This is a genomic window from Cryptosporangium sp. NPDC048952 (assembly GCF_043197895.1).
GTDB lineage: Bacteria > Actinomycetota > Actinomycetes > Mycobacteriales > Cryptosporangiaceae > Cryptosporangium.
On the sequence record NZ_JBICTY010000004.1, the window covers coordinates 65,427 to 79,893 of the forward strand.

At 71.1% G+C, this 14,467-nt stretch carries 14 protein-coding genes; 10 read left to right on the top strand and 4 right to left on the bottom strand.

Annotated features, from left to right (window positions below; genetic code table 11):
* Positions 1-48: 48 nt before the first annotated feature.
* Genes ACGFY5_RS22845 through ACGFY5_RS22860 form a run of 4 tightly spaced genes read left to right on the top strand, consistent with a single transcriptional unit; the run spans position 49 to position 3,878 of the window.
* The gene (locus tag ACGFY5_RS22845; RefSeq protein ID WP_392722692.1) at positions 49-735 is read left to right on the top strand and encodes a TetR/AcrR family transcriptional regulator; all 687 of its coding nucleotides are present in this window, start codon (positions 49-51) and stop codon (positions 733-735) included.
* Positions 707-1,606 carry an LLM class flavin-dependent oxidoreductase gene (locus ACGFY5_RS22850; protein ID WP_392722693.1) on the top strand — a complete coding sequence of 300 codons (900 nt, stop codon included), beginning with the start codon at positions 707-709 and terminating at the stop codon, positions 1,604-1,606. Before ACGFY5_RS22845 ends, ACGFY5_RS22850 begins: the two co-directional genes overlap by 29 nt.
* Entirely contained in the window at positions 1,597-3,114 is a 1,518-nt protein-coding gene (locus ACGFY5_RS22855; protein WP_392722695.1) for an AMP-binding protein, read from the top strand. Before ACGFY5_RS22850 ends, ACGFY5_RS22855 begins: the two co-directional genes overlap by 10 nt.
* Positions 3,111-3,878, top strand: coding sequence for an SDR family NAD(P)-dependent oxidoreductase (locus ACGFY5_RS22860; RefSeq protein ID WP_392722696.1), 768 nt, complete (start codon positions 3,111-3,113; stop codon positions 3,876-3,878). The genes ACGFY5_RS22855 and ACGFY5_RS22860 overlap by 4 nt, the downstream gene beginning before the upstream one ends.
* Here ACGFY5_RS22860 and ACGFY5_RS22865 read toward each other — a convergent pair.
* Complete coding sequence (locus tag ACGFY5_RS22865) at positions 3,867-4,361, bottom strand: Lrp/AsnC family transcriptional regulator (protein ID WP_392722698.1); 495 nt, start codon at positions 4,359-4,361, stop codon at positions 3,867-3,869. The two genes, ACGFY5_RS22860 and ACGFY5_RS22865, sit on opposite strands and share 12 nt — an antisense overlap.
* Positions 4,362-4,425: 64 nt before the next feature.
* Here ACGFY5_RS22865 and ACGFY5_RS22870 point away from each other — a divergent pair, with 64 nt between their 5' ends.
* Positions 4,426-5,337: a DMT family transporter gene (locus ACGFY5_RS22870; protein ID WP_392722699.1), complete on the top strand. Its 912-nt coding sequence runs from the start codon at positions 4,426-4,428 to the stop codon at positions 5,335-5,337.
* Here ACGFY5_RS22870 and ACGFY5_RS22875 read toward each other — a convergent pair.
* The 3 genes from ACGFY5_RS22875 to ACGFY5_RS22885 form a co-directional block, all read right to left on the bottom strand.
* Positions 5,318-6,217: an acyl-CoA desaturase gene (locus ACGFY5_RS22875; RefSeq protein WP_392723885.1), complete on the bottom strand. Its 900-nt coding sequence runs from the start codon at positions 6,215-6,217 to the stop codon at positions 5,318-5,320. The two genes, ACGFY5_RS22870 and ACGFY5_RS22875, sit on opposite strands and share 20 nt — an antisense overlap.
* A 152-nt stretch (positions 6,218-6,369) precedes the next feature.
* Complete coding sequence (locus tag ACGFY5_RS22880; protein WP_392722701.1) at positions 6,370-7,344, bottom strand: NAD(P)-dependent alcohol dehydrogenase; 975 nt, start codon at positions 7,342-7,344, stop codon at positions 6,370-6,372.
* A 103-nt stretch (positions 7,345-7,447) separates the two neighbouring features.
* Positions 7,448-8,104, bottom strand: coding sequence for a TetR/AcrR family transcriptional regulator C-terminal domain-containing protein (locus ACGFY5_RS22885; RefSeq protein WP_392722702.1), 657 nt, complete (start codon positions 8,102-8,104; stop codon positions 7,448-7,450).
* Between the two features lie 93 nt (positions 8,105-8,197).
* On the opposite strand from ACGFY5_RS22885, the gene ACGFY5_RS22890 reads away from it, so the two are divergent.
* The 5 genes from ACGFY5_RS22890 (at position 8,198) to ACGFY5_RS22910 (ending at position 14,445) form a co-directional block, all read left to right on the top strand.
* A complete protein-coding gene (locus ACGFY5_RS22890) occupies positions 8,198-10,123 on the top strand; it encodes a helix-turn-helix domain-containing protein (RefSeq protein ID WP_392722703.1) in 1,926 nt (641 codons plus the stop codon).
* A gap of 71 nt (positions 10,124-10,194) precedes the next feature.
* Positions 10,195-11,478 carry a hydroxymethylglutaryl-CoA reductase, degradative gene (locus ACGFY5_RS22895; protein WP_392722704.1) on the top strand — a complete coding sequence of 428 codons (1,284 nt, stop codon included), beginning with the start codon at positions 10,195-10,197 and terminating at the stop codon, positions 11,476-11,478.
* Positions 11,475-12,464 carry a hydroxymethylglutaryl-CoA lyase gene (locus ACGFY5_RS22900; protein WP_392722705.1) on the top strand — a complete coding sequence of 330 codons (990 nt, stop codon included), beginning with the start codon at positions 11,475-11,477 and terminating at the stop codon, positions 12,462-12,464. The genes ACGFY5_RS22895 and ACGFY5_RS22900 overlap by 4 nt, the downstream gene beginning before the upstream one ends.
* A complete protein-coding gene (locus ACGFY5_RS22905) occupies positions 12,461-13,669 on the top strand; it encodes a CaiB/BaiF CoA transferase family protein (RefSeq protein WP_392722707.1) in 1,209 nt (402 codons plus the stop codon). Before ACGFY5_RS22900 ends, ACGFY5_RS22905 begins: the two co-directional genes overlap by 4 nt.
* Positions 13,666-14,445, top strand: coding sequence for a hypothetical protein (locus ACGFY5_RS22910; RefSeq protein WP_392722708.1), 780 nt, complete (start codon positions 13,666-13,668; stop codon positions 14,443-14,445). The genes ACGFY5_RS22905 and ACGFY5_RS22910 overlap by 4 nt, the downstream gene beginning before the upstream one ends.
* Positions 14,446-14,467 lie beyond the last annotated feature (22 nt).

Genomic DNA, 14,467 nt, shown 5'->3' on the forward strand with positions numbered 1-14,467 from the left:
CGGTAGGCTTTCCCGGAAGTCCGACGATCGGGACGAAAGCGGAGGCGCATGGCTACCGGCTCGCAACGGGCACCGGCTCCTCCCGAGAGCGAGATCTCGAAGCGGCGGGAACGTCGGCGCAGCAGCGCGGGATCGCGGTCGGACGCGCGCTGGCAGGAGATCCTGTCCGGTGCGGCGCGGGCGTTCACCCGGCTCGGGTACGGCCAGGCCACGCTCGAGGACGTCGCGCACGAGGTCGGTATCAACCGGGCGACGCTGTACTACTACGTCGGCACGAAGGAGGAGCTGCTCGTCGCGCTCCTGCTCGGGCCGATCGACGAGATGCGGCAGCAGATCGAGCAGATCGCGGTCGGGCCGGGTACCGCGCCCGACCGGCTGCGGGGTGCCCTGCGTGCGTACGCCGAGTCGATGGTGCAGACGCCGGAGCTGTTCATCTTCCTGAGCGAGAACGTGCACAAGGTGATGTCGGGTTCCAACGCCGAGCAGATCCGGGGGAACGCGGACTCCTACGGCCGCACGATGACGACGTTGATCCGTCAGGGGGTCGAGGCCGGGGACTTCCGGTCGGACATCGAGCCGCTGGTCGCGGTGCTCGGGATCCTGGGGATGTTCAACTGGATCCACCGCTGGTACGACCCGGACGGGCCGCAGCCGCTGACGTACTTCACCGAGACGTTCATCGAAATGGCGTTGAGTGGGCTGAACCGTGAGGCTGCACGCGCTTCTGCTTCCTGACCAGCCGTGGGAGGTTCTGGTCTCCCGGGCGCGGGTGCTCGAGGCGCTCGGGGTCGCGTCGCTGTGGGTCGACGACCACATCGCGCATCCGGCGCGGCCGTCGGGGCCGTGGCTCGACGCGTGGTCGGTGCTCGCCGGGTTGTCGCAGGTGACGACCCGGATCGGGCTCGGGACGCTGGTGTCCAACCCGGTGCTGCGACCACCGGCGACGCTGGCCCGCCAGGCCCTCTCGATCGAGCACCTCTCCGGCGGACGCCTCGAACTCGGCCTGGGCTCCGGCTACTCCCCGGGCGACCACGCCGCCGCCGGCGTCCCCCTCTGGCCCGGCCCGGAACGCGCCGCCCACTTCCGCACCTTCGTCGCGACCGTTGCCGCGACAGTGCGCGGCGCGGCCGCCGCGGGCAGTAGCGCCGCGGGCGGCGAGGGCGCGGGCGGCGAGGGCGCGGGCATCGGCGGGGTGCCCGGGCCTTGGGCGCCGCGGCCGACGCGGAAGATTCCGCTGACCGTGGCCGCGCACGGGCCGCGGGCGTTGCGGGTGGCGGCTGAGTACGGGGACCGGTGGGTGTCGTACGGAGGCTTCGGGCTGACAGCGGCGGAGCACCTGGACGTCACCCGGCGGCGGGCCGACGCCCTCCACCGCGCGTGCGAAGAGACCGGCCGCGACCCCTCCACGCTGCGCAAAGCGCTCCTGCTCGGCAGCAAGGCCACCACCGAACATCCGATCTGGACCTCGGCGGACCGCGTGCGCGAACACCTCGCACGCTACGAGAAAATCGGCATCGACGACGCTATCCTCTACTACCCACCGTCCGACGTCTGGCCACCCGGCGAGGCCACCGACGGCGTCTTCGAGGAGCTGTGGTGCCCGTAACCAGCTGGGAGCCACTGAGCCCCACCCGCTTCCTGGACCGCTCCGCCGCCGTCTTCGCCCACCGCACCGCGGTGATCGACGGCGACGTCGAACTGACCTACGCGCAGCTCCACCAACGGGTCGACGCGCTCACCGGCGTCCTCGCCGCCCGGGGCATCGGGCCCGGCGACCGCGTCGCCGCGCTCTGCGCGAACTCGCACGTGCTGCTCGAGCTGCACCACGCGGTGCCGTTACGGTCGGCGGTGCTCGTCGCGCTGAACACCCGGCTCGCCCCCGACGAGCTGGCGTACATCCTGGAACACTCGGGGGCGTCGCTGCTGATCGCGACCCAGGAGTACGCGGCGATCGCCACCGAGCTGGGCGAGCGGCTCGGCCTCCCCGTGATCCTCGACTACGAGAACGACTTGACGTCGGCCGAGCCCGCGCGGCTCGAGACCGACGACGAGCGCGCGCTGCTCGCGATCAACTACACCAGCGGAACGACCGGGCGCCCCAAGGGCGTCATGTACCACCACCGGGGCGCCTACTTGCAGTCTCTCGCGATGGCCTTCCACACCGGACTCGGTCCGAGGTCCACGTACCTGTGGACGCTGCCGATGTTCCACTGCGACGGCTGGTGCTTCCCGTGGGCGGTGACCGCCGCCGGCGCCACGCATCTGGCGCTCCGGGCGGTGAAGCCCGCGGAGATCTGGACCGCGCTGTCGCGCGCGACCCACTTCAGCGCGGCGCCGACCGTGCTGACGATGATCGCCGAGCACCCGTCCGCGGCGCCGCTGGAGCGGCCGGTGGAGGCCACCACCGGCGGCGCGCCGCCGTCACCGGCGCTGCTCGCCCGGATGCGCCGGCTCAACATCGAGGTCACCCACCTCTACGGGCTCACCGAGACGTTCGGCCCGGCGGTGATCAACGTCTGGCAGCCGGAGTGGGACACGCTGGACGACGACGCCCGCGCCCGCCGCCAGGCCCGGCAGGGTGTGCCGAACGTCGTCGCGTCGCCGCTGCGTGTCGTCGACGCGAACGGCCGTGACCGGCCGGCCGACGGCGAGACGATCGGCGAGCTGGTCATCCGCGGCAACGACGTCATGCTCGGCTACTACCGCGACGACGAGGCGACCGAGCAGGCCTCCTACGACGGCTGGTTCCGCACCGGCGACCTCGCGGTGATGCATCCCGACGGCTACGTGGAGATCCGCGACCGGCTCAAGGACGTCATCATCTCCGGCGGGGAGAACATCGCGTCGGTCGAGGTCGAGCGGGTGCTCGACGAGCACCCGGCGGTGGTCGAAAGCGCTGTGGTCGGAGCGCCGCACGAGAAGTGGGGTGAGATCCCGGTCGCATTCGTGACCACGCGCACGACGGTCACCGAAGATGAGCTGGTGCGGTTCGCCAGGGAACGGCTCGCCGGGTTCAAGGTGCCCAAGCGGATCGTGTTCAGCGAGCTGCCGCGCACCTCGACCGGGAAGATCCGGAAGAACGCCCTGCGTATCACCGCCCAGGAGGGCCCATGAGCTCGGTGCTGGACCGCTTTTCGCTGGCCGGCAAGGTCGCTGTCGTCACCGGTGCGAGTTCCGGGCTCGGCGCGGGATTCGCCGTCGCCCTGGCGTCGGCCGGTGCGGACGTGGTGCTGGCCGCGCGCCGTGCGGACCGGCTGGAGTCGGTGGCCGACGCGGTTCGGGCGATCGGTCGGCAGGCGGTGACGGTCAAGGCCGACGTCAGCGATCCGGACGCCTGCACCGAGGTCGCCCGCGCCGCTGTGGAACAGCTCGGGCATCTCGACGTTCTGGTGAACAACGCCGGGCTGGGCACGGCGGTCCCCGCGACCCGTGAGACGCCCGAGCAGTTCCGCAGTGTCGTCGACGTGAACCTGATGGGCGCCTACTGGATGGCCCAGGCGGCGGCGCGGGTGATGCCGCGCGGATCGAGCATCGTCAACATCGCCAGCGTGCTGGCGCTCATCGCGTCGTTTTCGCCGCAGGCCGCCTACGCGGCGAGCAAGGCGGGCCTGGTCGGCCTCACCCGGGACCTCTCGCAGCAGTGGGCGGGACGCAAGGGGATCCGGGTCAACGCGATCGCGCCCGGCTACTTCACCAGCGAGATGACGGCCGAGGTTCCCCAGGAGCAACTCCGGAACTTCATCGACGCGCACAGCCCGCTGGGCCGGATGGGGGAGCAGCACGAGCTCGACGCCGCCGTGATCTTCCTGGCCAGCGACGCGTCGTCGTACGTGACCGGCACGACGCTCGCCGTCGACGGCGGGATGTCAGGACACTGACGAGCCCGGCGTGCGAGGCGCCACCGGCGTCGCCACGACGAACGAGCTGACCGTCTGGCCGTACAGCAGGAACCGGTCGAGGACGTCTTCGAGCGCCTCGATCGCCGGCACGTGCACCTTCATCAGGAAGCAGTCGTCACCGGAGATGCGGTGGCACTCGCTGACCTCCGGGGTGCGGCCGGCGAGTTCGGCGACCTTCGGCAGCTGGCCCGGACCCGGTCGGACCCGCACCCACGCGGCGATCGGCAACCCGATCGCGGCCGGGTCGATGTCGACGCGGTAGCCCCGGATGACCCCGGCTTCTTCGAGTCTCGTGAGTCGTTCCCGGACCGCGGGCGCCGACATGCCGACCTGCCGCGCGAGTTCCGCCGCACTGGCCCGCGGGTCGTCGTCCAATGCCTTCAACAGCGCTTGATTGACGTCATCCAGGAGGGTCTTTGCGTCTGGAAGGCCGTTCGGCAATCTGGGTGCGCGAGACGTCATCACAAGGCCCCCGTGCCTTCGATGGTGCATGGTGTTGGGCGGCGTCGGTTTCGACGATATTCGTATGACCAAACGGCTTCCACCGCATGCCTACTTCGTGGTCAGTGCGGTGTTCCACTATCTCGGCCCGGCGTTTGCCGTGCTGTTGTTCGCGCGGGTGGATGCGCTGGGTGTGGCGTGGTTGCGGATCGCGTCCGCGGCGTTGATTTTCGCGGTGTGGCGGAGGCCGTGGCGTAGTTGGCGTGCGGCGCCACGGGGCGTGCTCATCGGCTGGGCCGCCGTGCTGGCCGTCATGAACAGCGCGTTCTATCTCGCGTTGGAGCGGCTGCCGCTCGGCACCGTGGCCGCTATCGAGTTCCTGCCGGTGATCGTGCTTGCGGCGTGGGCGGCGCGGACGCGGCGGAACCTGCTCGCGCTGGGTTGTGCCGTTGCCGGTGTGTACCTGCTGGTCGACGTGCGACTGGTGGGGGAGCCGCTGGGGTTCGTGTTCGCGGCGGCCAATGCGGTGTTGTTCGCGGCGTACATCGTGCTGGGGCACCGGGTGGCGCGGAGTTCTGCGGTGTCGGGGCTCGACGGGCTGGCGTTGTCGATGATCATCGCCGCGGTGGTGGCGGTTCCGTTCGGGATTCGTGACGCCGCACCCGCGTTCACGGACGTCGTTGCGCTGGCCGCAGCGATCGGGGTCGGGATCTCGTCGTCGGTGATCCCGTACGTGACCGACCAACTCGCGATGGCCCGCCTGCCCCGCGCCACCTACGCCCTGATGGTCTCGATCCTCCCGGCCACCGCCACCGTGATCGGCGTGATCGTCCTGGCGCAGGTGCCGTCGCCGGCGGAGATCGCGGGCGTCGCCCTGGTGATCGTCGGCGTAGCAATCCACCGCGAGCGCGAGGCATCACCCGAGCGAGCGGAGCCGCCCGAGCGCGACGCGGACGCCGGGCGGGAGGGGGAGGCGGTCAGGCCGGAGCGCGGGTGATTTTGGCCAGGCGTTCGGGGGTGGGCCAGCGCACGTCGTAGGCCCAGCCGAGGCGCTCGAAGAGGCGGATCACCATCGCGGAGATGTCGATCTGCCCGGGGTACACGCCGTGCCGCGCGTTCGTCGGATCCGCGTGGTGCAGGTTGTGCCACGACTCGCCCATGCTCAGGATCGCGAGCGGCCAGAAGTTCGCCGACTTGTCCCGCGCGGCGAACGGCCGCTCACCGATCATGTGGCACACCGAGTTCACCGACCACGTGACGTGGTGCAGCAACGTGATCCGCACCAACCCGGCCCAGAAGAACGCGCTCAGCGCACCCTCCCACGACCACGTGATCAACCCACCCAGCAACGCCGGCGCGACCAACGTGACGATCGTCAGCGGCCCGAACAACCGGTGCACGATCCGAATGTCCCTGTCAGCGACCAGATCCGGCGCGAACCGCTGCTGATTGGTCAGCGACCGGTCGAGAATCCACCCGAGGTGCGCGTGCCAGAACCCCCGCGCCAGCGCCAACGGCGACGTACCGAACAACCAGGGCGAGTGCGGATCGCCCTCCTTGTCGCTGAACGCGTGGTGCCGCCGGTGATCAGCGACCCAGTGCCGCACCGGCCCCTGCACCGCCATGCTCCCGACGACCCCGAGCGCGATCCGCAGCGGCCGCTTCGCCTTGAACGACCCGTGCGTGAAGTACCGGTGGTACCCCACGGTGGTGCCCAGGCACGTGATCACGTAGAAGAGCACGGCCAGCCCCACGTCGACCCAGCTCAGCCCCCACCCCCACGCGAACGGCACGGCGGCGAGCAACGCCACGAACGGCAGGATGACGAACAGGTAGACCGTGACGTGGGCCGGTATCGGCCGCCGCCCGCTGAACATGTTCTTCGGCCCGCGGCGGGGGACCTCTTCAGTGATGGACACGGCCGACACCTCACGCGATCAGTAGCGCGACGGGACAACCCGACGCTAAGCGTCCTGCGGAACTACCCGAAGAACGGGGCCTCGACACCGCATGAGCGCCGGGCTTCCACCTAGGGCGTCAGAACGATCTTCGCGGTGGTGTGCGTGGTTTCCATGTGGCGGATGGCGTCCGCTGCCGCCGCCAGCGGGAAGCAACGCTCGACGATCGGGCGCAGTACACCGGCGTCCGCGAGCTCGCGCAGCGTCGCGAGGCGCGCCCGCGACGGCTTCGCCACCGGGACGACGACACGCTCGCGCAGGAACGGTGCGCGCAGCTGAGCACCCACGATGAGCCCCATCGGCCCGAACAGGCTGCCGCCGTCGGACGTGCCGCCGCCGGAGAGCAACAGCGTGCCGCCGGGCGTCAGCAGCTGCCGCAGTTGCTTGAGCGAGAAGTTGCCGACCAGGTCGAACACCACGTCGTAGCGACCGGTGACGCGCTCGCGCGTGTAGTCGACGACCGTGTGCGCGCCGACCGCCCGCACGGTTTCGACATTGCGGGTGCTGCACACAGCGGTCACGTCCGCCCCGTCGGCAACGGCCAACTGCACTGCGAACAGACCGACGCCACCGGACGCGCCGTTGATCAGCACGGTCTGACCGGGTCGGATCGCGGCGATCTCGCGGAGGCTCGTCAGCGCGGTGTTCGCCGCCAGCGGGAGTGCCGCGGCCTCGTTCGGGCTGAGCGAGCCGGGCGCGCGCTCGACGACGTCCCGCGGCGCGACGACGTACTCGGCGAATGCGGCGGGCGCTTCCCCGAACACCGCGTCGCCGGGCGCCAGGTCGGTGACACCCGCGCCGACCTCCTGGACGACTCCCGCGAAGTCGGTGCCGCGGATCGTCACCTTCGGGCCGCGTAATCCGAGCTCGGGGGCGCTGAGCCGGGCGAGATACGGGTCGCCGCGCATCAGGTGCCAGTCGCGAGCGTTGACCGACATCGCCTGCGCGCGGACCAGCACCTCGCCGGCGGCGGGAACGGGTGTTTCGACGTCGGTGAACCGGAGGACCGCGGGGTCACCGTAGGTGGTGTGGAGGATCGCTTTCATCGGACGCTCCCTTACGTTGTAAGCCGCTCTTACGACGTAAGGTTGACTTACAACGTAAGGGGAGTCAAGGGCCCGTGGAGCGGACCCGGGTGAACCCTGAGGGTCAGGTCGTGCGGAGGCGCTCGAGGCCGTCGAGGACGAGGTCCAGACCGAACTCGAACTCGAACTGGTCGTCGCACCAGCCGAGCGTCGAGTCGGGATCGTCGTGCGCGACCTCGGTGAGCATGCCGACCAGGTTCGGAACCGCGGCGGCCATCTCCGGCGGCACGTCGGTGTCGCCGCCGGCGTCGCCCGGGTCGAACAGTTCCTGGGCGAAGCCGAGCGCCCGGCTCCCCAGCGCGTGCAGCGCATGGTGGGCCAGGTCGTAGGAGAATCCGCCGCGGTGCATCAGCCCGACGAGCCGGTCGTGGTAGAGCACCACCTGGAAGCTGACCTGGGTGCGGCCCGCGAAGACCGGCGGTGCCCACGGGTGGCGCAGGAAGATCGACCGGGCGGTGAGGATGCGCTCGCGCGCTGCCGCTTTCCAGTCCGGGCCGTCGATGTCCTCGACCGCCGCGTTGATCTCGCCCGCGATCACGTCGACCACGCCGTCGAGCACGTCGTCTTTGTTCTTGACGTGGTGGTACAGGGACATCGCCTCGGCGTCGACAGCGCGCGCCAGCCGCCGCATCGTGAGGGCCTCGACGCCCTCGGCGTCCGCGATGTCGATCGCGGCCCGGAGCACCCGTTCCCTGCTCAGTGGGGTCCGTGGCGCGCTCATCCGCCAGATCGTACAACGTAAGCCGGACTCGCCGTGTGAACGAGTCATGTGTCAAGTACCCATGGATCACGAGAGTTGCTAGCGTTTCGACACATGACTGACGCGGCGATGCCCTCCGCGCTGCTCGCGGTGATCGACGCGGTGGCCGGTGGGCAGCGCGACGACGACCGCGTCCGCGAAGCGCTGGAACGCCTCGACATCGAGCCGGGCGCCGCCGCCGCGGTGCTCGACCGGTTGCTCGGCGCCCGCCGTGAACTCGGCCGGCTCCGGCGTCGGGAGCACGAGCTGACGGTGCTGTTCGCGAGCGCCCGCGAGCTCGCCGAGGTGCACGACACCGGCACGTTGCTCGACCGGCTCGTCGAGCGCGCGCACACGATGATGGGCTGCGACGTCACGTACCTCTCCGAGTTCGACTCCCGCACCCGTACGCTCCGGGTCCGCACCACGAAGGGCTCCGTGAGCCCAGTGTTCCAGCAGCTCGAGGTCCCGCCGGGAGCCGGTCTGGCGGGAGCGGTGGTGGAGAGTCGGGCCGCGCACTGGGTCGCTGACTACACCCGCTACGCCGCCGACCGGCACGACGCCGGCGTCGACGACGCGGTCGCGGCCGAAGGCCTGGTGTCGATCCTCGGCGTCCCGATGCTCTCCGGCGGCGACGTGCTCGGCGTCCTGTTCGTCGCCAACCGGCAGGAGATGGCGTTCACCCAGGACCAGATCGCGCTGCTCTCCGCGCTCGCCGACCACGCGTCGGTGGTGCTCCAGACCGCCCAGCGCATGCGTGACCTGCAACATTCCGACGACGAAGCACGCAGCGCGCTGGAGCGGCTCACCGCGCACCTGGACGAGCGGGACCGTGCCAACACCGTCCACCAGGACCTGCTGCGTGCCGTGCTGGCCGGCGGCGGTTTCGGGCCGGTGGCGCGGACGCTCGGCGCCGCGCTGGGGCGCCGGGTCGTGGTGATCGACGAGCGGGACCGGCCGATCGCGGACTCCGCCGACTCGGCCGCGGACGTCTCGCTGGGCGCGGTCACCCGCAGTGCGTTGGAGGCCGCCCGTTCGTCCGGACGCTGCGTTCTGGTCGACGACGACGGGCTCTCCGCGGTGGCGTCGATGACCGCCGGTCCGCGCTACTTCGGCGCCGCGCTGCTCGGCGTCGGCAAGTTCGAACTCACACCGGTGGACCGACGCACCGTGGAGCGGGCCATGCAGGTGGGCGCGCTGCTCGCGCTGCAGCGCGAGGCGGTCGCCGACGCGGAGAGCCGGATCCAGGCGGAGCTGGTCGCCGACCTGGTCGACGGCGATCCGGAACGCCGGGCGGACGGTGAGCGGCGGGCGCGGCGGCTCGACGTCCCAGTGGGGGAGTTCGACACCGTGCTGCTGTTCACGGTGTCCGGGACGGCCCGGAGTGCGGTGGTGCGTGCGGCGCAACAGCAGCTGCCCGGCGCCCTGGTGGGGGAACGGCGAGGGTCGGTCGTCGCGCTGGTGTCGTCGGGTGGGCTGCCCGCGACGGTCGATCCGGACGCCGTGCGGGCGCGGCTCGCGGCTGCGGTCGGGGAACCGGTCGGCTGCGTGGTGCCGCCTGGCGTCGATTCGGTGGCGGGGCTGGCCGGCGCGGTCGCGACCGCCGCCCGCACGGCCCGGCTGCTGTCCGCGCTGGGCGTCACCGGCACGACCGAGCGCACGAACGACTACCTGCCGTACTCCGCGGTGCTGGACACCGATCCGCGGTCACTGCGGGAGTTCCTCGACGCCACGATCGGTGCGGTGCGCGCGTACGACGTCGAGCGCGGCACCGAGCTGCTGCCGACGCTGCGGGCGTTCGTGCGGTGCGCCGCCAGCCCGACGAAGACGGCGCGGGCGTTGAACTTCCACACGAACACGATCCTGCAGCGTCTGGACCGCCTCGACCGGGTGCTCGGCATCGACTGGCGCGACGACGAGCGGCTGTTCCGGATCTCGCTGGCCGTGCGCCTCGACGAGCTGGCGTCGCGGGTGGATCCACACATGACTTCGGCGCACTGATGGGTCTTCCGCCCATAGGTCGAGCCTCCGCCCGCTCCTAGCCTGGAGCAAGGCTCAGCGAGGAGGACCCAGTGGCGTCGACCAGCCGATTGACAGGACTGCGGGATTCGGACATCGCCGGTCGACGCGAGCGCGTCGCCGAGAGCGCGGGTCTGACGCCCGAGCAGCTGGGCGTGCTCGATCCGGCCGCCGGGCTCTCGCTCGAGGCGGCCGACCACATGATCGAGAACGTCGTCGGCGTGCTCGGTGTGCCGGTGGGCATCGGGACGAACTTCGTCGTCGACGGCGTCGACCGGCTGGTGCCGATGGCGACCGAGGAGCCGTCGGTGGTGGCCGCCGCGAGCAACGCGGCGCGGATGGCGCGGGAGCACGGCGGCTTCACGACGTCGGACACCGGGCCCGTGATGATCGCGCAGATCCAGCTCGTCGAGGTGCCGGACCCGGGTGCGGCGGCGTTCCGGTTGCGGGAGGCGGCTCCGGAGATTCTCGCTGCGGCGGACGCGCAGGACCCGGTGCTGGTGTCGTTCGGCGGTGGTGCGCGGGCACTCGAGGTGCGGGAGCTGGCGACGCGGACCGGCGTCCAGGTGATCGTCCACCTGCACGTGGACGTGCGGGACGCGATGGGCGCGAACGCGGTGAACACGATGGCGGAGGCGCTCGCGCCGCGCCTGGCCGAGATCGCCGGTGGGCGCGCGATCCTGCGGATCCTGAGCAACAAGGCCGATCAGCGGATCGTGCGGGCGCGGGCGACGTTCGACCGGGACCTGCTCGGGGGCGCTGACGTGGTGCGCGACATCGTGCACGCGTCGGCGTTCGCGGAGGCCGATCCGTACCGGGCGGCCACCCACAACAAGGGCATCATGAACGGCATCACGGCCGTGGTGCTCGCGACCGGGAACGACACCCGGGCGGTCGAGGCGGGGTGTCACTCGCACGCGGTGCGGGGCGGGATCTACCGGGCGTTGTCGCGGTTCGAGGAGACGCCGTCGGGTCACTTGGCGGGGACGCTCGAGGTGCCGCTGGCGGTCGGGCTCGTGGGCGGCGCTACCCGGGCGCATCCGGTGGCGCAGGCCGCGGTGAAGATCCTGGGCATCGCGAACGCGTCCGAGCTCGGTGCGGTGATCGCGTCCGTGGGGCTCGCGCAGAACCTCGCGGCCTGCCGCGCGCTGGCCGCCGAGGGCATCCAGCGCGGTCACATGACCCTCCACGCCCGCACGATCGCCGCCAGCGCCGGCGCCGAACCACACGAGGTGGCTCTCGTAGCCAGCCGTATCGTCGCCGAGAAGAAGATCCGCGCCGAGTACGCCACGGAGGTACTCGCAGAACTCCGCGCAGCCACCCCGGTAGCGCCGTGAGCGGGCCGGTGAAGCCCGGGACGCTCTGGAAGCCGGTGCCGCGGCCGGTTCCCGATCCCGACCTACCGCGTACCGTGCGGGTGTACGAGGTGGGGCCTCGGGACGGCTTGCAGGCCGAGACCGATGTGGTGCCCGCCGCGACCAAGGCCGAACTGTGTCGGCGGCTGCTCGCTGCGGGTGCGGGCAAGGCCGGGTTGGAAGTGACGAGCTTCGTGCCGCCGAGCTGGATCCCCCAGCTCGCCGACGCCGCGGAGGTGAGCGCCGAGGTTCTCCCGGGAGCGTCCGGGCGCACCGTGGCGCTGGTGCCGAACTCGCGCGGCCTCTACAACGCGATGAACGCCGGCTACGACGACGTCGCCGTCGTCGTCAGCGCCACGGATTCCTTCGCCGCCGCGAACCTCAACACCACAGCACGCGGCTCCCTGGAAACCGCCGCCAAGGTCACCGCCGAAGCGAACAACGCGGGCCGCAACGTCCGCGGCTACCTCTCGATGTCGTTCGGCGACCCGTGGGAGGGCGACGTCTCCGCGGCGAAAGTCGCCACGATGGCGGCCGAGCTCCACGCCGCCGGCTGCACCACGGTCGCCCTCGGCGACACCGTCGGCCTCGGCACCCCCGGCCAGGTAACCGACGTCATCCGCCGCACGGTCGAAGCGGGTGTCCCGAAGACCGCCCTCGCCATGCACTTCCACGACACCTACGGCCAAGGCCTGGCGAACGTCCTCGCGGCCCTGAAAAGCGGAGTCACCGAGTTCGACGCCGCAGTCGGCGGCCTCGGCCGCTGCCCCTACGCCGCCGGCGCGACCGGCAACCTCGCCACCGAAGACCTCGTCTGGATGCTGCACGGCCTCGGCATCGACACCGGCCTGGACCTCACCGCCCTGGTCAGGACATCCCGCTGGCTGGCCGCCGAACGCGGTACGACAGGCCCGTCCCGGGTCCTCAAAGCCCTGAGTGCCCACGTTCCGGAGGAGGACGACCAATGACTCCCGGTGCCCTGGACGGCGTCACCGTCCTCGACCTCTCCCGGGTCCTCGCCGGACCCTACGCGGCCCAGATCATGGCCGACCTCGGTGCGACAGTGGTCAAGATCGAGAACCCGAAGGACCCGGACGTCGCCCGCGGCTTCCCGCCGTACCTGCGCGCCGGGGACGCGGAAGTGAGCGGCTACTACGCCCAGTACAACCGCGGCAAGCTCGGCCTGGCGCTCGACCTGGCGTCGGACGACGGAAAACAGGTTCTGAAGGACCTGGTCGTCAACGCGGACGTGCTGGTCGAGAACTTCCGACCGGGCACCATGGACAAACTCGGCCTCTCCTACGAGACGCTCGCCGCGATCAACCCGCGCCTGGTCTACCTCGCGATCTCCGGTTACGGCCGCACCGGCTCCCGCAGCCGCCGCCCGGCGTTCGACAACACCGCGCAGGCCGCCGGCGGCCTCTGGTCGATGAACGGCTACCCCGACCAGCCGCCGGTCCGCGTCGGAGTGGTCATCGGCGACCTGTCGGCGACGATGTTCGGCGTCATCGGCACGCTCGCCGCGCTCCGGCACGCCGAGCGCACCGGCCAGGGCCAGATCGTCGACGTCGCCCAGGTCGACAGCATTCTCGCGATGACCGAGACCGCTGTCGTCGACTACACGGTGGAGGGCAAGGTCTGGGCACCGTCCGGGAACAAGCACTCCTGGGTGCGCCCGTACGACCTGTTCCCGTGCGCGGACGGCCAGGTGTTCTTCGGCGGTTACACCGACAAGCTCTGGCGGGCCTCCTGCGAGCTGTTCGGCAGCCCCGAGGTCGTCGACGACCCCGAGATCGACACGATGCGCAAACGCTTCGACGACGAGGTCTACGAGCGGCGCGTGAAGCCGCTCGTCCTCGGCTGGTTCGCGAACCGTACCCGCGCCGAGCTCGAGGAACTCGCCGGCGACGTCGTTCCGCTGACCGCCGTCAAGAACATCGGTGAAGTGGTCGACGACCCGGAGACCGTGGCCCGCGAGATGGTCGTCGAGGCCGACTACGGCGACCTCGGCACGCTGCGCATGTTCGGCCAGCCGGTGAAGCTGAGCGCAACCCCGGCGACCCCGGCGCGGCGCGCCAACGAGATGAACGAGCACGCCGACGCCGTGCTGACCGCCGTGGCCGGCTACTCCGACGAGCGGATCGCCGAGCTGCGGAAGGCCGGTGTGGTGTGATCCGGACCGCGGTCCTCCACCCGGAGCCGTCGCTGCAGTACGCGGGCACGTTCGCGCCGGGCGTCGTCGTCACGACCGGCGGTGAGCTGCCGCCCGGCTGGGAAGGACTGTACTTCCCGTTCGACGCACCGCTGGCCGAGCTGCGTCCCGACGGCAGCCCGGCCGACGACGGACTGACCCCGACGGACGCTCCGCCGCGCCGGATGTACGCGGGGGAGGACACCGAGTTCCTGCGTCCGCTGCACTGGGGCGACACGGTCGAGCAGCGCTCTTCGCTGAGTTCGGTGGTGCGGAAGGAAGGCCGCTCGGGCTCGCTCCTGTTCGCCGACATCACCCGCGAGTACCTCGTGGACGGTGCGGTCGCGGTACGCAGCGTCTGGCACGACGTGTTCCTCTCGTCCGGGGGTACCGCCCTCGCGCCGGCCGAGGGTGAGGCGCCGGTGCGCGACTGGGGCGCCGCGTTCACCGTCGACATTCGGCAGTTGTTCCGTTTTTCGGCGATCACGTTCAACACCCACCGCGTGCACTACGACCGCGCGTGGGCGGTCGACGTGGAGAACCTGCCGGGCCTGCTGGTGCACGGTCCGCTGGTGCGGATCCTGCTGCTCGACGCGCTCCGCGCGGCTCGCCCATCGCTGTCGGTCACATCCTGGTCGGTTCGTTCCCTGGCTCCGGTTCTGCTCGACGCCGAGCTGCGGATCGTGGGGAGCGAGGCGGACGTGGAGCTCTACGACGGCAGCCGCCTGCTGGCGCGGGGGCATTACCGATCCAGTTGACAAGAGTGAACTGAAACAGTGC